Origin of the sequence: Sphingomonas phyllosphaerae 5.2, assembly GCF_000419605.1 — a bacterium.
Lineage (GTDB): Bacteria > Pseudomonadota > Alphaproteobacteria > Sphingomonadales > Sphingomonadaceae > Sphingomonas > Sphingomonas phyllosphaerae_B.
Window position 1 is genome coordinate 2,102,098 of record NZ_ATTI01000001.1, and the last position, 17,588, is coordinate 2,119,685.

General features: G+C 66.2%; 18 protein-coding genes. 12 read left to right on the forward strand and 6 right to left on the reverse strand.

The features are described 5' to 3' along the window. Positions 1-18: 18 nt before the first annotated feature. The 3 genes from murJ to SPHPHY_RS0109840 all read left to right on the forward strand — a co-directional run bounded on the left by murJ (position 19) and on the right by SPHPHY_RS0109840 (position 3,057). Entirely contained in the window at positions 19-1,608 is a 1,590-nt protein-coding gene (gene murJ / locus SPHPHY_RS0109830; RefSeq protein ID WP_022686510.1) for a murein biosynthesis integral membrane protein MurJ, read from the forward strand. Positions 1,609-1,613: 5 nt separating this feature from the next. Continuing rightward, positions 1,614-2,621 (forward strand): tryptophan--tRNA ligase, encoded by a 1,008-nt coding sequence (gene trpS / locus SPHPHY_RS0109835; RefSeq protein ID WP_028056727.1) that lies wholly within the window; start codon positions 1,614-1,616, stop codon positions 2,619-2,621. A gap of 151 nt (positions 2,622-2,772) precedes the next feature. After that, positions 2,773-3,057, forward strand: a complete 285-nt coding sequence (locus SPHPHY_RS0109840) for a PspC domain-containing protein (RefSeq protein ID WP_022686512.1) — start codon at positions 2,773-2,775, stop codon at positions 3,055-3,057. A 15-nt stretch (positions 3,058-3,072) separates the two neighbouring features. Here the strand turns inward: SPHPHY_RS0109840 and dnaA are convergent, their stop codons facing one another. The 3 genes from dnaA to mutM all read right to left on the reverse strand — a co-directional run bounded on the left by dnaA (position 3,073) and on the right by mutM (position 6,086). Then, positions 3,073-4,449, reverse strand: coding sequence for a chromosomal replication initiator protein DnaA (gene dnaA, locus SPHPHY_RS0109845; protein ID WP_043130955.1), 1,377 nt, complete (start codon positions 4,447-4,449; stop codon positions 3,073-3,075). A 460-nt stretch (positions 4,450-4,909) separates the two neighbouring features. Next, positions 4,910-5,173, reverse strand: coding sequence for a 30S ribosomal protein S20 (gene rpsT, locus SPHPHY_RS0109850; RefSeq protein WP_022686514.1), 264 nt, complete (start codon positions 5,171-5,173; stop codon positions 4,910-4,912). Positions 5,174-5,270: 97 nt separating this feature from the next. Then, on the reverse strand, positions 5,271-6,086 hold the full coding sequence (mutM, locus tag SPHPHY_RS0109855; protein ID WP_022686515.1) for a bifunctional DNA-formamidopyrimidine glycosylase/DNA-(apurinic or apyrimidinic site) lyase: 816 nt from the start codon (positions 6,084-6,086) through the stop codon (positions 5,271-5,273). 46 nt (positions 6,087-6,132) lie between these two features. Here mutM and SPHPHY_RS0109860 point away from each other — a divergent pair, with 46 nt between their 5' ends. The 7 genes from SPHPHY_RS0109860 to SPHPHY_RS0109890 are packed head-to-tail and all read left to right on the forward strand — an operon-like array spanning position 6,133 to position 12,194. Further along, positions 6,133-6,864, forward strand: a complete 732-nt coding sequence (locus tag SPHPHY_RS0109860; protein ID WP_022686516.1) for a class I SAM-dependent methyltransferase — start codon at positions 6,133-6,135, stop codon at positions 6,862-6,864. After that, positions 6,861-8,399: a 2-polyprenylphenol 6-hydroxylase gene (gene ubiB / locus SPHPHY_RS0109865; protein ID WP_022686517.1), complete on the forward strand. Its 1,539-nt coding sequence runs from the start codon at positions 6,861-6,863 to the stop codon at positions 8,397-8,399. Before SPHPHY_RS0109860 ends, ubiB begins: the two co-directional genes overlap by 4 nt. After that, positions 8,393-9,442, forward strand: a complete 1,050-nt coding sequence (locus tag SPHPHY_RS0109870) for a hypothetical protein (protein ID WP_022686518.1) — start codon at positions 8,393-8,395, stop codon at positions 9,440-9,442. Before ubiB ends, SPHPHY_RS0109870 begins: the two co-directional genes overlap by 7 nt. Then, positions 9,439-10,620: a bifunctional phosphopantothenoylcysteine decarboxylase/phosphopantothenate--cysteine ligase CoaBC gene (gene coaBC, locus SPHPHY_RS0109875; protein ID WP_022686519.1), complete on the forward strand. Its 1,182-nt coding sequence runs from the start codon at positions 9,439-9,441 to the stop codon at positions 10,618-10,620. Before SPHPHY_RS0109870 ends, coaBC begins: the two co-directional genes overlap by 4 nt. Beyond that, positions 10,610-11,059, forward strand: a complete 450-nt coding sequence (dut, locus tag SPHPHY_RS0109880) for a dUTP diphosphatase (RefSeq protein ID WP_022686520.1) — start codon at positions 10,610-10,612, stop codon at positions 11,057-11,059. The genes coaBC and dut overlap by 11 nt, the downstream gene beginning before the upstream one ends. Next, entirely contained in the window at positions 11,056-11,418 is a 363-nt protein-coding gene (locus tag SPHPHY_RS0109885; protein WP_022686521.1) for a hypothetical protein, read from the forward strand. The genes dut and SPHPHY_RS0109885 overlap by 4 nt, the downstream gene beginning before the upstream one ends. Next, positions 11,415-12,194, forward strand: a complete 780-nt coding sequence (locus SPHPHY_RS0109890; protein ID WP_022686522.1) for a HesA/MoeB/ThiF family protein — start codon at positions 11,415-11,417, stop codon at positions 12,192-12,194. Before SPHPHY_RS0109885 ends, SPHPHY_RS0109890 begins: the two co-directional genes overlap by 4 nt. A gap of 135 nt (positions 12,195-12,329) precedes the next feature. Here SPHPHY_RS0109890 and galU read toward each other — a convergent pair whose 3' ends face one another. Beyond that, positions 12,330-13,199 (reverse strand): UTP--glucose-1-phosphate uridylyltransferase GalU, encoded by an 870-nt coding sequence (gene galU / locus SPHPHY_RS0109895; RefSeq protein WP_022686523.1) that lies wholly within the window; start codon positions 13,197-13,199, stop codon positions 12,330-12,332. Between the two features lie 202 nt (positions 13,200-13,401). Between galU and SPHPHY_RS0109900 the strand changes: the two genes are divergently transcribed. Further along, positions 13,402-14,124, forward strand: coding sequence for a metallophosphoesterase family protein (locus SPHPHY_RS0109900; RefSeq protein WP_231370397.1), 723 nt, complete (start codon positions 13,402-13,404; stop codon positions 14,122-14,124). Positions 14,125-14,200: 76 nt separating this feature from the next. After that, a complete protein-coding gene (locus SPHPHY_RS0109905) occupies positions 14,201-14,446 on the forward strand; it encodes a hypothetical protein (RefSeq protein ID WP_022686525.1) in 246 nt (81 codons plus the stop codon). A 763-nt stretch (positions 14,447-15,209) separates the two neighbouring features. Here SPHPHY_RS0109905 and SPHPHY_RS21980 read toward each other — a convergent pair. Further along, positions 15,210-15,383, reverse strand: coding sequence for a hypothetical protein (locus tag SPHPHY_RS21980; protein WP_156025079.1), 174 nt, complete (start codon positions 15,381-15,383; stop codon positions 15,210-15,212). A gap of 402 nt (positions 15,384-15,785) precedes the next feature. Then, positions 15,786-17,588, reverse strand: a complete 1,803-nt coding sequence (locus tag SPHPHY_RS0109920; protein WP_022686528.1) for an acyl-CoA dehydrogenase C-terminal domain-containing protein — start codon at positions 17,586-17,588, stop codon at positions 15,786-15,788.

Here is a 17,588-nt window from a genome sequence, read left to right on the forward strand (position 1 = left end):
GCGGGCGAGGATCGACGGATGAACCTCGCCCGTGCGCTTGGGTCGATCGGCGGGCTGACCTTGGTCAGCCGCGTGCTGGCGTTGGTGCGCGACACGTTGCAGGCCAGCTACGTCGGCGCCAGCTTCGCGTCCGATGCCTTCTTCGTTGCCTTCCGCCTGCCGAACATGTTCCGCGCACTGTTCGCGGAAGGCGCCTTCTCTGCCGCCTTCATCCCGCTGTTCAACCGCAAGGTGGCGGAAGGCGGCGGAACCGCGGCGGGCGTCGATTTCGCCGAACGCGCGCTGGCGTTGCTTTTCCCGGTGCTGGTGGTCGTCACCGCGCTGATGCTTGTGGCGGCGTGGCCGTTGACGTGGGGCTTGTCGCTCGGTTTCCGGCATCAGCACCCCAGTGCGGAGCAGTTCGCCTTCGCGGTGACGCTGTCACGCTTCACGATCCCCTATCTGCTGCTGATCTCGCTGGTCTCGTTGCTGGGCGGCATCCTCAATTCGCTCCATCGATTCTGGGTCAATGCCGCTGCGCCGATCCTGCTGAACATCGCGATGGTCGGCGCGCTGATCTTCTTCCACGGCGACGATCCGTACGAAACCGCCCGCGCGCAGGCTATCTCCGTGACGGTCGGCGGGGCGCTGCAACTGGCGTGGCTATGGTGGGCATGTCGCCGCGCCGGCGTGCGACTGGCGCTGCGCCGCCCGCGCATCGACGATGACGTGAAGCAGATGCTGAAATTGATCGTCCCCGCTGCGACCGGGGCGGGCGCAGCGCAGATCAACCTGGCGATCTCCACCGCGCTGGCCGGCGGACTGCTGTCCGCAGGGTCGATCTCGGCGATTTATTACGCCGACCGGCTCAACCAATTGCCGCTTGGGCTGATCGGCATCGGCCTCGGCACGATCCTGCTCCCGGTCGTCTCGCGCCTGCTGTCCGAAGGACGCGACGCGGAGGCGATGGAGACGCAGAACCGCGGACTCGAGCTTGCGCTGTTCCTGACCTTGCCCGCTACTGCCGCCTTCGTCTTCGCGGCCGAGCCCATCGTGCGCGGGCTGTTCCAGCATGGCGTGTTCGACGCCGGCGATACGATCCGCTCGGCGCAGGCGCTGGCGGCGTTCTCGCTGGGACTGCCGAGCTACGTGCTGGTCAAGGTGCTGACACCCGGCTTCTACGCGCGTGCGGATACCCGGACGCCGGTACGGCTCGCGCTCTATTCGGTCGCGATCAACCTCATCGGTAACCTCATCCTGATCCCGACGCTCGCGCATTGGGACGTCGGGCACATCGGCCCTCCCCTCGCCACTGCGCTCGCATCCTCGGTGAACGTCGCCTCGCTCTACGTCGTGCTGGCGCGTCGCGGCCATTTCGCGCTCGATCCACAGGTCAAGCGCAAGCTGCCGCGGCTCGCGCTGTCCGCGCTGCTGATGGGCGCGGCGCTGCTGCTGGTTGCCCCGTTCGTCGAACCGTTTCTGACCGGAGCGTTGCCGGTCCGCGGCGCGGCGCTGGCGGTGCTGGTCGGGGCGGGTGTCGCCATCTACGCCGTCGCCTGCTTCGTCACCGGCGCCTATCGCCTTGACGATCTCCGTTCCCTCCTTCGTCGCAGAGCCACCACCCGATGACCAACATGCGCGTCCTGTCCGGCATCAAGCCGACCGGCAACCTTCACCTCGGCAACTACCTGGGCGCGGTGAAGCAATGGGTGGCGATGCAGGATGAAATCCAGGCATCCGGTGGCGAAACGATTTATTTCATCGCCGACCTGCACGGCCTGACCGAATTCATCGCTCCTGCCGAGATGACCGCCAACACGATCGAGATGACCGCGACGCTGATCGCCGCCGGCATCGATCCGGCGCGTTCGATCGTGTTCAACCAGGCGCGCGTCGCCGCGCACGCCGAGCTGGCGTGGCTGCTCAACAATGTCGCGCGGGTCGGCTGGCTGAACCGCATGACGCAGTTCAAGGACAAGGCGGGCAAGAACCGCGAGGGCGCATCGGTCGGGCTCTACGACTATCCTGTGCTGATGGCCGCGGACGTGCTGCTCTACAACGCCACGCATGTGCCCGTCGGCGAGGACCAGAAGCAGCATCTGGAGCTGACCCGCGACATCGCGACCAAATTCAACACCGACTTCGGCGTCGAGCTGTTCACCCTGCCCGAGCCGCTGGTCAGCAAGGCCGCACCGCGGATCATGTCGCTGCGCGATGCGAGTGCGAAGATGTCGAAGTCGAACCCGTCCGAGCAGTCGCTGGTCAAGCTGGTCGACAGCGACGAGACGATCGCCGACAAGTTTCGCAAGGCCAAGACCGACCCCGACCTGTTGCCCGCGACGCTCGACGAGTTGGAAGGACGTCCGGAGGCGCGCAACCTGCTCACGATCTTCGCTGCGCTTGCCGATCGAACGCCGGAGGCGGTGCTGGGCGACTATGCCGGTAAGGGTTTCGGGCAGTTCAAGCCCGATCTCGCCGATCTCGCGGTGGCCACGCTGGCGCCGATCCGTGATGAGATGGTGCGCCTGCTCAACGATCGTAGTGCGATCGACGCCATCCTGCGCGACGGCGCGGAGCGGGCCGCGGCGCTGGCCGCCCCCACATTGCTCCGTGCGCAGGAAGCCATGGGCTTGATGATCTGATCCGATTGGCGCGTGACACCAGTTCACGCGCCAACATTCGGTGCACTACGCCGCGCATTCTGGCGCGGTGCGAGCCGAAGCCGCGGCAATCCGCGCTTTTCTCGTTCTGGCATCGCTCTTGCTCTGTGCTCCGTAACCAACGGAGCACACCATGACCGATCAGACCGCCCCCGCCGCCCATGCCCGCGACAACCTTTTCGGTATCTGCGCCGCGCTCGGCGAGGATCTCGGCTTCAACCCGATGTGGCTGCGGCTCGCCTTTGCGGTGGCGCTGCTGTTCGATCTGGAAAAGGTCCTGATGACCTATGCCGCGCTCGGCGTGATCGTGCTGGTCAGCCGGCTGCTCTTTCCGAACCGCAAGCCTGCCGCTTCCGCCGACCTGGCCGCTCCCGCAGCCTGTGAAGCGGAACGGGTCGATTATCGCGAGGCGGCTTGATCCGCCGTCGCTGGCTCAGCTCTCAAGCTGGGCCAGCAGCACGCGCACGGCGCCGTCCACGTCGCGATCGGTGTCGCGCAACGCCTCGATACGACGCACGGCGTGGATGACGGTGGAATGGTCGCGCCCACCGAACTTCCGGCCGATCTCGGGCAACGAGCGCGTGGTGAGCCGCTTCGAGAGATACATGGCTATCTGCCGCGGGCGGGCCACCGCACGCGCGCGCCGCGCCGAAACGAGATCGAGCGGCTTGAGCTCGAAATGCTCGCATACCAGCTTCTGGATCTGGTCGATCGTCACGCGACGCTGGTGGCCGCGCAGCATGTCGCCAAGCGTCTGCATCGCAAAGGCGAGGTCGATCGTCGCGCCGGTCAGCATCGCATAGGCGGTGACGCGGGTCAGCGCCCCCTCCAGTTCGCGGATGCTGCCGGTGATGCGCGTGGCGAGCAGATCGAGCACATCGGCGGGAATTTTTACCTCGGGCATGTCCCCGACGCGACGCGCGAGCACCGCATGGCGCAATTCCGGCGAAGAAGGACGAATATCCGCTACCAACCCGGACCCGAGCCGCCCCAGAATGCGCGCCTCGATCCCCTCGAGCGCCTGCGGCGCCCGGTCGGCGGCGATCACCAGCCGTTTGCCCGCAGTGATGATCTCGTTGATCGTATGGAAGAATTCGTCCTGCGTCACGTCCTTGCCGGCGATGAACTGCAGATCGTCGATCAGCAGCAGGTCGCACCCGCGCAGCTTCGCCTTGAACGCGAACGTGTCCCGCGCCCGCATCGCCGCCACGAACTCGAACATGAAGCGCTCGGCCGACAACAGCATCACGCGCGCGCCAGGATGCGCCGCAAGGAAATGATGCGCGATCGCGTTGATCAGATGGGTCTTGCCCTGCCCGGTGCTCCCGTGGAGGAACAGCGGGCTGAACCGCACCGCGCCCGGCTCGGCCAGCGCGCGCGCAGCGTTCACCGCCACCATGTTCGACGGGTCGATGACGAAGCGATCGAAGGTCAGCCGCGGATCCAGAGACGGCCGCTCCGCGGCCACCGGTAAGGGCTGTCCGGGACGAGGCTCGACTGCCGCTACCGGAGCTTCCGCGACCGGCAGCGCAGCGCTCAGCACTTCCGGCATGGCGGCCCGCAGGGCGGTGTCGATCACGACGCTGCGCACCTCCGGCAGCACGGCGCGGAACTCGTGCACCAGCCGCTCGGCGTAATGGCTTTTCACCCAGTTGGTCATGAAGGCGGATGGCAAGGTCAGACGAACATCGACGGCGTCATCGCCGGCCGCCAGCGCGATCGGTGCCAGCCACTGGTCGAAGACACGCGCGCCGGCCGACCGGCGCAGGTTGGCGCGGACCCGGGTCCATGCCCGTGCCACATCGCTCATCCCGTCGTCCTGTCCACCTGCCTTCGTCACGCACAAGTCTCCCGTTGCCGCGAACATCATCGTTCGCCGGCCCTTCAATCGAAAAGTCGAACATTCCCCTGCCCGCGGCCTCTAGCGCGTTGGCACCCGAACATTGTCCTTGTCCCGCGCAGCACGAACGGCGGCGCGGTTCGAGAGGATTAGGAACAGCGGCGTGAGTCGATCAAGCCCGCGAACGGGTACGATTCCGAAATAAAGCGGATTGACTCGCCACCAGCGGCACAAATGCGTCATATTTCGCATATGCCCTTGTTATTACTGGGAAATATTGAAGGCTCCAGATCAACGCCATTCGCGAATCGCGGGGAAAGCACGGCTTTCGAACGGGTGCTCCTTTGTTCCTTCACGCCCGTTCCAGACGCAAAAACGCCCGCCGGGATGGTCCCGACGGGCGTCAAACTCGCAACGCGAATTCAGCCGATCACGCCAGCGAGGCAACCCGCTTGGTCAGACGCGAGAACTTGCGCGAAGCCGTGTTGCGGTGGATCACACCCTTGGCAACGCCGCGCGCCATTTCTGGCTGCGCTGCCGCCAGCGCGGTGGTCGCCGCCGACTTGTCACCCGCTGCGAGCGCGGCCTCGACCTTCTTCACGAAGGTACGGATGCGGCCGATGCGGGCACCGTTGATTTCGGCCCGGCGCTGGTTGCGGCGGATGCGCTTCTTGGCTTGCGGCGTGTTCGCCATGAACGTCCTCTGATAAGTTTCGAATCGATGGAAGAAGGAGCGGGGAAGACCCTGCTTCTTCGTAAGGCGCGGCCCATACCCCGTAGGGATAGCAGCGTCAACTCCGCTGGCAGCGCGGGCACCAGAAGGTCGAGCGCCCGCCTTCGGCATAACGCTCCACCATGCTACCGCACGCGCAGGGCTCGCCAGCGCGGCCGTAGACTGCGAATTGCTTGGAGAAATAGCCGAGCTCGCCATCGGGGCGCGCATAATCGCGCAACGACGACCCTCCGGCCTCGATCGCGGCATCGAGCACCAGCTGCACCGCCGGGACAAGTCGCTCGAGCGCTGCCGCTTTGAGGGCGCCCGCGGGCGTGTGCGGGTCGATCCGTGCGTCGTAGAGCGCCTCGCAGACATAGATGTTGCCCAGCCCCGCGACGATCCGCTGATCGAGCAGCGCCAGCTTGATCGAAAAGCGCCGCCCCGCCAGCACGCGCCGGAGACGATCGGGGGTGAAGTCGGGCCCGAGCGGCTCGGGGCCGAGCATTCGGAAGGCGGCGAAGTCCGCGACCGTGGTCGTCGGGACCAGGTCCACCGACCCGAAACGACGCGGATCGTTGAGCGCCAGCCGTCGTCCCTCGCCGGTCTCGATGATCAGGTGGTCGTGCGGCAGCAGCTCCGCGGGATCGACACGCCATCGCCCCGACATGCCGAGATGGAAGATCAACGAGTCGCCGCGATCGGTTTCGATCAGCCCGTATTTCGCACGCCGGCCGAGCGACGTTGCACGCGCGCCCGTCAGCCGCTGCCGCAGGTCAGGGGGAAACGCGCGGCGCAGATCGTCGCGCCGTGTCTCGACCCGTGTCAGCACCTGTCCCTCGAGCACGGGCCGCAAACCGCGCACGGTGGTTTCGACCTCTGGCAATTCCGGCATCCGCGCCCCCTAGCCGCTCGCCGACGGTGCGGCTAGAGCGGCGCGCATGAGCGAAACCGTCTCCTTCGGCTACGAAGATGTCAGCCCGACCGAAAAGACCGCGCGCGTACGCAGCGTCTTCTCGAACGTCGCCAGCCGCTACGACCTGATGAACGACGCCATGTCCGGAGGCATGCACCGGCTCTGGAAGGACCGCTTCGTGCGCCGCGTGAAGCCACGCGCCGGCGAGCAGATCCTCGACATGGCGGGTGGCACCGGCGACATCGCCTTCCGCCTTGCCGAAAGCGGCGCATCGATCACCGTCGCGGACATCAACCCGGAGATGCTGGAGGTCGGCATCGGTCGCGCGCAGCAGCGCGGGATCGACGGACTGGTCTGGACGGAGGCCAATGCCGAGACGCTGACCTTCCCCGACCGCTTCTTCGATGCCTACACGATCGCGTTCGGAATCAGGAACGTGACCGACATACCGAAGGCATTGCGCGAGGCGCATCGCGTGCTGCGGCGCGGCGGGCGGTTCTTCTGCCTCGAGTTCTCCACGAACGTCTGGCCGGGCTTTGCAGAAGTTTATGACGCCTATTCGCACCATATGGTCCCGAAGCTGGGTCAGTTGCTCGCCAACGACGCCGACAGCTATCGCTATCTGATCGAGTCGATCCGCCGCTTCCCGGACATGCCTGCGTTCGAGCGGATGATCGGCGACGCCGGGTTCGTGCAGACCAAGGTCGAGCCGATCATGGGCGGGCTGGTTGCGATCCACAGCGGCTGGAAGATTTGACCTCTCCGCTCGTCCATACCTGGCGGCTCCTGAAGTGGGGCCGGACGCTGGCGCGCCACGGCGCGCTGAGCGGGCTGGAACGCGACCTCAACACGCCGCCGCGGCTGCGCCGGTTGCTGCGGGTCGCACGTTTCGGCGCGCGGGTGCCGCAAGTTCCGCGTTATGCGGACGCATTTGAGGCGTTGGGGCCGGCTGCGATCAAATTCGGACAGACGCTGGCAACGCGTCCCGACCTGGTGGGCGATGCGGCCGCGACCGATCTGCTGCGGCTGCAGGATGCGGTGCCACCGGTGCCGTTCGAGACGATCGAACGAACGATGCGCGCCAGCTTCGGGCGGCCGCTCGATACGTTGTTCACCGAGATCGATCCCGTACCGGTCGGCGCCGCCTCCATCGCGCAGGTGCATCGCGCGACGACGATCGACGGACGGCGCGTGGCGGTGAAGGTGCTCCGCCCCGGCGTGGAGGACGATTTCGCACGCGCGATCGAGACCTATGAATGGGCTGCGGCACAGATCGAGCCGATGGGCGGCGAGATCGCGCGCCTGCAACCCCGCCTGGTGATCGAGACGTTCAAGCGCTGGACAGCGCGGGAGCTGAACTTCACGCGCGAGGCGGCGTCGGCGTCGGAACTTGCCGAGACGATGACCTCGGAGCCCGACTTCTTCGTGCCCGCGGTCGATTGGGCGCGCACCACCGGCAAGGTGCTGACGATCGAATGGATCGACGGGATCAAGCTGAGCGATCGTACCGCGTTGCGCGCCGCGGGCTATGACCTGCCGGAACTGGCGCGGGTGCTGGTCCATGCCTTCCTGCGCCAGGCGATCGCCGACGGTTTTTTCCATGCCGACCTGCACCAAGGCAATCTGTTCGCCCTTCCCGGCAACCGCGTGGCCGCGATCGACTTCGGGATCATGGGGCGGATCGACCGGCGCGCGCGCGCCTGGCTCGCGGAAATCCTGTATGGCCTGATCACCGGCAATTACCGTCGGGTCGCGGAGATCCACTTCGAGGCGCAATATGTCCCCGCGCATCATAGCGTCGAGGAATTCGCGACCGCCCTGCGCGCGGTCGGCGAGCCGATGCGCGGCCTGCCGGTGAAGGACATGTCGATCGGGATGATGCTCGACGGACTGTTCGGCATCACGCGCGACTTCGACATGGTGACGCAGCCGCATCTCCTGTTGCTCCAGAAGACGATGGTGATGGTCGAGGGGGTGGCGACCGGGCTCGATCCCGACATCAACCTGTGGGTCACCGCCGCGCCACTGGTCGAGGACTGGATCCGCACCGAGCTGGGGCCCGAGGCGGCGATCGCAGACCGGCTGGTCGCCGACGTCAGGACGCTGGCGCGGCTGCCTGAACTGGTGCGGCGGATCGAGGCGCGCTTTCCTGCGCCCGGCGGCGCGCCGCCGCGTCCGCCGCTGCGCGAGATCGAGCGGGTACGGGTGGGCGGAGGCTGGCGCTACGCGGTGGCCGGCGCAATCGGGGTGCTTGCCGGGATCGCGGGCATGATGCTGGCCAACGGATGGTAGCTGCGCGCGCGGTGCACGGCGTGGTCGGACGATGGCTGGCGACGCCGAGCCGCGTTGCCACGCTTGGCCGGCGGACGGCGCGGCTCGTGCTCGCGGTATGGCTGGTAATGCTGGTCGCCGCGGCACTAACTGCGCCGTCGGCTCCGACGATGCCCGAGTTCCTGCACGACGCGATCGTGGCGACGATCCGCCACGGCGGCGACTTCTACGATACGGCCCGCGACCTGCTGCGCACCGAACCCGACGCGCGCGCGGCGATGGCCCTGCCCTCGCCGCTGGCGGTCGTCGAGGCGGCGGTGCCGCGCTGGGCGATGACGGCGCTGGTCGCGACCGCATTGACGACGCTGTTATGGGCTGGCGGGTTGCGCTTGGGAGCATTGTTCGCGCGGACGCCGGGCGCGGTGATGATCGTGAGCTTGCTCGCGGGGGGCGCTGTGGCGGTCGCCGCCCTGTGGCTCGTTGCGCCACATGCCGGTGCGGCCGCGATCCTGTCGGCGATCGCGATCGTCGCGCGGCGGCGCGATCTGCATGTGGCGTCGATCGCGACGGCCTGCGCCGCTGCGCTGATCGATCCGGCTGCGCTGATCACGATCGCGGCGATGGGAATGCTCGCGCTGCTCGATGGTTCGCGGCGTGAAATCGCCGGCTGGATCGTCGCGTTCGTCGCGGCAGCGGCGGTGTTCGCCTTGCATCTTCATGCGCTGGCCGGAGTCGCCCTGCCTCGTCAGCACGTCGATCCTGCCGAGGGCGCCCTGGCGAGGCTGGTCGGCGCGGCTTTTCCGGGGCTGCCCGGCGGCTTGGCGGCCGCATTGCTGATCGTGTCGGCGATCGGATGGGCCACCGTGAGCGATGTGATCGGACTCCGCGTCGTGGCGATCATGGTGGCCGGCGTCGCGCTCGATGGCGTGATGGGCTTACGATCCGCGACGCTCATGGCCGCGCTGGCCGCACCGGGCGTGGCGCTGGCGCCGGGCGGGATCGGCGATGCACTGCGTATCGCACTCGACAGACGACGGATTACCGTGACAAGGGTCGTGCGATGAGCCGGATTCTGCTGATCGTGGGCGGTGGGATCGCCGCCTACAAATCGTGCGAACTCATCCGCGGATTGCGCGCGGCGGGGCACGAGGTACGCTGCGTCCTCACCGACGGCGGCGCGCATTTCGTCACCGCGATGACCCTTGCAGCGCTGAGCGAGAACAAGGTCCACACAACGTTGTGGGACCTGAAGGACGAGGCGGAAATGGGTCATATTCGCCTCAGTCGCGAGGCGGATCTGGTGGTGGTCGCCCCGGCGACGGCGGATCTGATCGCGCGCATGGCGAACGGCCTCGCCAACGATCTTGCCACGACATTGCTGCTGGCGACGGACAAGCCGGTGCTGGTCGCCCCGGCGATGAACGTGCGGATGTGGCAGCATGCGGCGACGCGGCGCAACGTCGCCCGGCTGCGGGAGGACGGACTGCTCGTCATGGAACCCGACGACGGCGCCATGGCCTGCGGCGAGTTCGGGCCGGGACGGCTGCCGGAGCCTGTCGCAATCCTCGCGCGCATCACGGAATGTCTGCGAGATACCGTGGATAAAAGACTGAACGGACGGCATATCGTCGTCACCGCCGGCCCGACGCGCGAGCCGATCGACCCCGTGCGCTACATCGCCAATCGCTCGTCAGGAAAGCAGGGGTTCGCGATTGCAGCAGCCCTGGCCCAGCGCGGTGCAACGGTCTCGCTGATCACGGGACCGGTCGATCTGCCGACACCTGCCAACGTTACCCGGATCGACGTCGAGACGGCTGCCCAGATGCATGAAGCGGTCGGTGCAGCCCTCCCCGCCGACGTCGCGGTCATGGTGGCGGCTGTAGCCGATTGGCGAGTCGCGCACGTTGCCGACCAGAAATTGAAGAAGGGTGATGGCGACCCGCCGCCGCTCCAGCTTTCGCGAAACGTCGATATCCTCGCCGCGCTGGCGAACGATCCGCGGCGACCGCGATTGCTGATCGGGTTCGCGGCCGAGACGGAACGGGTCGTGGAGCATGCCGCCGCAAAGCGTGTTCGCAAGGGGGCGGACTGGATCGTCGCCAACGATGTCTCCGGGGACGTCATGGGAGGCGATGCCAACACCGTCCATCTTGTGACGAACGCGGGTGCGGAAAGTTGGGAGCAGCTTCCAAAAACCGTGGTGGCGCAACGACTTGCCGACAGGATCTGCGATGCCATTTGAGCCCATCAAGATTGCTCTGCGCCGCTTGCCGCATGGCGGGGATTTGCCGCTCCCGACCTATGCGACGGCGGGGGCCGCGGGGATGGATGTCGTCGCGGCCGAGGACGTGACGCTCGCCCCCGGCGCCCGGCATGCCGTGGCCACGGGGTTCGCCATCGCCATTCCCGAAGGGTATGAGGTGCAGGTGCGGCCGCGATCGGGGCTGGCGCTGAAATTCGGCGTGACCTGCCTCAACACGCCCGGCACGATCGATGAGGATTACCGTGGCGAAATCAAAGTGATCCTCGCCAATCTTGGTAGCGAGCCTTTCGACGTGCGCCGCGGCGACCGGATCGCGCAACTGGTGCCTGCGCCGGTCTTGCGGGCGCGGATCGTCGAGGTCGACGTGCTGGACACGACCGACCGTGGCGAAGGTGGCTTCGGATCGACGGGGCAATGATGCTCGCTGTGCTGCTGCTGTTCGGGCAAGCCCTGTCGTTGGCCCCACCAGCCGACTGGGAGACCTTACCGACGCTGCCGCTTCCCTCCTCCGGGGCGCCGACGCCACAATTCGAGCAATTCGTGCGGAACGAGGTGCAGGCTGCCCGTTGCGTGCTCGGCGCGGATCGAACCACGCTCGACATGGCCGTGCTCGTCGCCACGAACGGCCGCGTGCGGCGGATCGTGCCACGCGCGATCGGTTGCGCCGGCGTCGAACAATTCGCGGCCGGCATCGTGTTGCGGGCGGCGCGCGACACGATCAGGCCACCGTCGGTCGATACCTGGTATCGTACCAGCGTGCCGTTGACGCAGCCGTGACGCTGGGCGCCGACGAACTCGCGCGGTACGCCCGGCATATCGTGTTGCCGGAGATCGGCGGCAGCGGGCAGCAACGATTGGCGCGCGCGCACGTGGTGGTGATCGGTGCGGGTGGGATCGGATCACCGGTGATCCAGTACCTTGCCGCTGCGGGAGTCGGTTGGCTGACGATCATCGACGACGATCACGTCGACCTGAGCAACCTGCAACGCCAGACGCTGTTCGCGACGGGCGAAATAGGACGACCGAAGGCGGAGTCGGCAGCGGCGGCGGTGACGCGGTTGAACCCGCATGTCACCACGATCGCGCATGTCGCGCGCATCGGAGTGGAGAATGTCGACGCGCTGCTAAGCGATTCGCCGTCGGTGGTTATCGACGGATGCGACAATTTCGATACGCGCCTGCTGGTTGCCGATGCGGCGCTGGCGCGGCGCATCCCGCTCGTCTCCGCCGCGGTCGGGCGGTTCGAGGGTCAGGTCGGGGTGTATCGTGGATGGGAGCCGGGCAAGCCCTGCTACCGCTGTTTCGTCGGCGACGCGCCCGCCCGCGATGCGATGACATGCGCCGAGGAGGGCGTGCTGGGTCCGGTCACCGGGATCGTCGGGAGCATCGCGGCGCTGGAGGCGATCCGGCAGATCGCCCCGTTCGGCGACGACAGCGCCGGGAGGGTGTTGTTGCTCGACCTGCTGTCGCTACGCTTCCGGACGCTGGCGCTGCCAGCCGATCCGGGGTGCCCGTCGTGCGCGCGCGCCAAGGATCGGGTAGCGCAGCCGTGATAGGTCGCGTCGATCGCGCCGCCCGGCAGGTTCACCCCGAGCGCCTGGATCGTTCCAGCTTGCTAAGCCGTCCCTGCTTGCAGGACCGTCCCCCGGGCTGCGCCGGGGGACGGTCGATCGGGCAAGACTGATCCGTTAGCGGACGCGCTTCTCGGCAAAGGCGCGGACCGCCGGGCCGATGTCGGCGCGTTCCATCGCCAGCGCGAGATTGGCGGAGACGAAGCCGGTCTTGTCGCCGCAATCGAAGCGCTCGCCATTGAAGGTGAAGCCGTGGAAGGGCTGTTGCCCGATCAGCTTGGCCATCGCGTCGGTTAGCTGGATTTCGCCACCTGCGCCCTTTTCCTTCGAGTCGAGGATCTTCATCACCTCGGGCTGGAGGATGTAGCGGCCCGGGATCATCAGGTTCGAAGGCGCGCTGCCCTTTGCGGGCTTCTCGACCAGCGCGGTCACCTCGGTCAGCGCGCCGTCGCGGGCGCCCGGCGAGATGATGCCGTATTTGTCGGTCTCCTCGGGAGCGACTTCGAGCGCGCCGATGACGTTGCCGCCGACCTTGTCATAGGCCTGCACCATCTGCGCCATGAAGTTGGGGGTGCCGACCATCAGCTCATCGGGCAGCAACACCGCGAACGGCTCGTCACCGACGATGTCGCGCGCACACCATACGGCATGGCCGAGCCCGAGCGGCTCCTGCTGACGCACATAGACCGGCGAGCCGGGCTGCTGACGGATGTTCTCGATGATCGACAGGCTCTTGCCGCGGGCGCGCATCGTCGCCTCAAGCTCATAGGAGATGTCGAAATGATCCTCGAGCGCGCCCTTGCCGCGCCCGGTGACGAAGATGATCTGCTCGATCCCCGCCTCCAGCGCTTCCTCCACCGCATATTGGATCAGCGGCTTGTCGACGACCGTCAGCATTTCCTTCGGCATCGCCTTCGTGGCGGGAAGGAACCGGGTGCCGAGCCCGGCCACGGGAAAAATCGCTTTGCGTACCGGCTTGATGGTCATTCGATCCTCCTGTTGGCGCGGGCGCCGTGTACCGGTGGCAGCGAAGTAGCGCAATTCGTTAGCGTAACGGTTTGTCACACCGGCGTTGGCGGTCGTTGCTTGCGATGGGCGCGCGACCCGCCTAAGCAGCCCGCTTCCCGACATCGCTGGTTCCGCGTTTTTCATGCTCAAGAAGCTGTTTCGTTCGCCCCGTGCGGTCGCCATGCCGGCGCCAGCGCCCGCCGGCCACACCCGAATCTATGCGATCGGCGACATCCATGGATGCCGCGCCGAACTCGACGGATTGCTGGCGTTGATCGACGCCGACGATGCGGCGCGTGGCGGGAGCGTCGAGACGGTCCTTATCTTCCTCGGCGACCTGGTGGATCGCGGACCGGATTCGGCGGGCGTGGTGGAGCGGTTGTTGACGTTGTCGCGCGAGCGGCCGGGCACGCGCTTCCTGAAGGGCAATCACGAGGAGCTGTTCCTTCATGCGCTGTCGGGTGCGAAGGACGCGCTGCGGATGTTCTGCCGCGTGGGCGGCAAGGAAACGGTGCTGAGCTACGGCATCGACCGTGGCGAATATGATTCGCTCGACTATCCCCAGCTGGCGGAGCGGATGGCTGCGCTGGTCCCGCCCGCGCATCGCGCGTTCCTGGAGGGCTTCGAGGATTTGATCGTGTCGGGGGATTATGCCTTCGTCCACGCGGGCATCCGCCCCGACGTAGCGCTGGAGGACCAGCGCGACAGCGATTTGCGGTGGATTCGCGAGAGCTTCCTTGAACACCGCGGGACGCATCCGAAGATGATCGTCCATGGGCATACGATCACCCCCGACGTCGATCGGCAGCCCAATCGGATCGGCATCGATACCGGCGCCTATGCATCGGGACGGCTGACCGCGCTGGGGATCGAGGGACAAGAGACCTGGACCCTGAACACATGATGCACCGCGGCAATCAAGACTTGCCTTTTCCCATTTCGGGGCTATGAGATCAACCTGCACGCAAAGGGAGTTCATCATGCGTATTGCGAAGTACATGCTCGCTGCCGCTGCCGCCACGCTGGCGGTTGCTCCGGCGATGGCCGCCCCCGCCAACTCGGCGGCGAGCCTCTCGGTCGCCAAGTCGGTTCGCGCTGGCGCCCCGTCGGCGAAGAAGAACGAGCTCGCCGGTGGCGGCGTGATCGTTGCGGTTCTGGCGGCTGCTGCCGTTGTCGCCGGCATCGTCGTCGTCGCTGACGAAGACGACAGCTCGGACAGCAACTAAGCTGTTACGCTCTCCCTCGGGAGGAAGAATAGCGGCCTTCGGGCCGCTATTTTTTTGTTCCTTCGGGATGCGTTGATAGTGGCGGTGCGTTGTAGTGACGGCACCCGACCCGACGAGCGTTTCTATCGGGCTCCGCCAGAAATTCGCTTTGAACACCTAGTTGAGATGTTCTTGAGGCGGCCGTCGTACGGGTAGAGGATCGCGGTTTTAATCGAGAGGCATATCGACCGTTTGCGGCCCAGCCTGTTAAGCGAGCGTGGCGGCTGTGAAGTCGCGGATCGATTTTCGGGCGGCTTTATATGCCGACGGCAAACTGGCCGCCGAGGTACCGAATACCTCGCACTCTATAGTGGCATGCGGTTCGTAGCGGCGGCTTTATACGCCGCGCCGGCGCGTGGCATTTCTGTTCACTGGGCGAGAACACAAGGGTTGAAGCAGAGGCTTATAGTATCGAGCGTTCAATGGGACGCAAAGCCGGCAGCGGCGAAGTGGTTAACACTCGTCGGAGTCATACAGGTCGCAGATGAAGCCGACGACCTTCCAGAAATCGTCGACGATCCCGGCACCGATCCGCCGGAGTTGAGCTTTCAGTTGGAGAACGCCATCTCGACGGGATTAAGATCGGGGCTGCAGGACGGGAGAAAGAGGAACCAGGCGCCCGCTCCCTCAACATCGCCTCGGCCTTTGCGCTTTTATGAGCCGGCAGGTTGTCGAGGATGACGACATTGCCGTACCCGGGCGTCGGTGCGCGCTGGGTCTCGATTTAGGTTTCGAATAGCTCCTTGGCGATCGGGCGGTCGATGATCCACGGTGCGGTCAGGCCATCGCAGCGCAGGCCGGCGATGAAGGTCGGCCTTTTCCAATCCACCTCCAGACCCGAGGGAATCACATCTTCAGGCCGAATGGAATCTCTGCCGGTTCCTACTTCGGGCTCCATGGCTGATCTACTGAGGTCTGTTCTGCTTTCGGCTGGATAGCGTCAACGCGATATGTCGCTATTGCATCCCGATCGGCCGTGGTCGTCGCTGATGATGGGGCCGCTTCGCCGCATCTACGCTGCGATCGGGTTCTCGCGCTGGCGGCAAGACGTTTCCTGCGATCACGGTATGGATATCCATGTCCACAAGGCTTTGGTCACGATCAAGCCGGAGCGCTCCACTTTGCCGCGGGTCGACTTGTGGCGTGATTATGCCGGCGACACATCAGATGATCGCCGGGATCAACGTCGATGCTTGCCATCAGCTACGATCGTCGTCGCAAGCGGCGCCCGTCCCCCGCTGTAATAACGCGTCGAATAGCTTCCCCGCGCCCGCAGCGGAGGGAAGCTACCATCAACCGCTCAGGCAGCTGCGAACATTTCCGGTGGGAGCGCCATGATCGCTTCCGCGCCGCCCTCGATCTGGCGGCGGAGCGAACCGGTTTCCGGAAGGACGCGCTCGGCGAAATAGCGGGCGGTGACCAGCTTGGCGTCGAGGAAGGCGGCGTCGCCCTGCCCTTCGCCCTTCAGCTTCGCAGCGGCAGTCGCCATGCGTAGCCACATCAGCCCGACCGCGACCGTCCCGACAAGATGCATGTAGGGCACCGCACCGGCGCCGACATTGTTGGGATCCTTCATGCCGTTCGCGAGGAACCACATCGTCGCCGCCTGAAGCTCGCCGGCGGCCTTCTCCAGTCGCCCCGCGAAGTCGGCGATCGCCGGGTCGGCCTTGCCGGCGGCGATCTCTTGCATGACGATGCGACCGAACGCCTGCACTGCGCGACCACCATTGAGCGCCAGCTTGCGCCCGACGAGGTCCATCGCCTGGACGCCGTTCGTGCCCTCGTAGATCTGCGCGATGCGCGCATCGCGGACGTACTGCTCCATGCCCCATTCGCGGATGTAGCCGTGGCCGCCATAGACCTGCTGGGCGTTGGTCGCGATCTGGTAGCCCCGATCGGTGGCGACGCCCTTGATCACCGGGGTGAGCAAGCCGAGCAGATCGCCGGCAAGCTGGCGATCCTCGTCGCTCGCCGCATTGTGCTCGAGATCGGCCTGGAGCGCGCCCCACAGGCACAAGGCGCGCAAACCCTCGGTCCAAGCCTTGGCGTCCATCAGCATCCGGCGGACGTCGGGGTGAACGAACAGCGTGTCGGCCTTCTCGCCCGGCTCCGCGGGGCCGGTCAACGCACGTCCCTGGCGACGATCCTGCGCGTAGTGCACGGCGTTTTGATAGGCCGTCTCAGCGACGCCCAGCCCCTGCAATCCGACACCAAGCCGCGCGGCGTTCATCATGATGAACATTGCGGCGAGACCCTTCATTTCCTCACCGACCAGCCAGCCGGTCGCGCCATCATAATTCATGACGCAGGTCGAATTGCCGTGGATGCCCATCTTGTGCTCGATCGAGCCGCACGACACCCCGTTGCGCTCGCCCAGCGAACCGTCGTCGCCGACCATAACCTTGGGCACGACGAACAGCGAGATGCCTTTCGAGCTGTCCGGCGCACCGGGCGTCTTGGCCAGCACGAGATGGATGATGTTGTCGGTCAGGTCGTGCTCGCCGGCCGAGATGAAGATCTTGGTACCGGTGATCTTGTAGCTGCCGTCGGCCTGGAGCTCGGCGCGGGTGCGGATCAGGCCCAGGTCGGTGCCGCACTGCGGCTCGGTGAGGTTCATGGTGCCGCCCCATTCGCCGGCGACCATCTTGGGCAGATACTTCTGCTGCTGCTCGGGCGAGCCCTTCACCACCAAAGCGGCGATCGCGCCGTGCGCAAGGCCGGGGTACATGGCAAAGGCCATGTTGGCGGAAATCATATATTCCTGAAACGCGGTCGAGACGACGTGCGGCATTCCCTGCCCGCCGAACGCTTCCGGCGCACTGAGCGTCCCCCAGCCCGATTCGACGAACTTCGCATACGCTTCCTTGAAGCCGGCCGGCGTGGTCACGCTGCCGTCGTCGTGGCGGGTGCAGCCCTCCAGATCGCCCGACTGGTTGAGCGGGAAAAGTACCTCCGCCACGAAACGCCCACCCTCCTCAAGCACCGCATCGACGGTGTCGGGCGTGGCGGCCCCAAAGCCGGGAACGTTGGCGTAGCGGTCAAGCCCGACGACATGTTCGAGCACGAAGCGAGTGTCGCGGATCGGTGGCGTGTACTGGGGCAT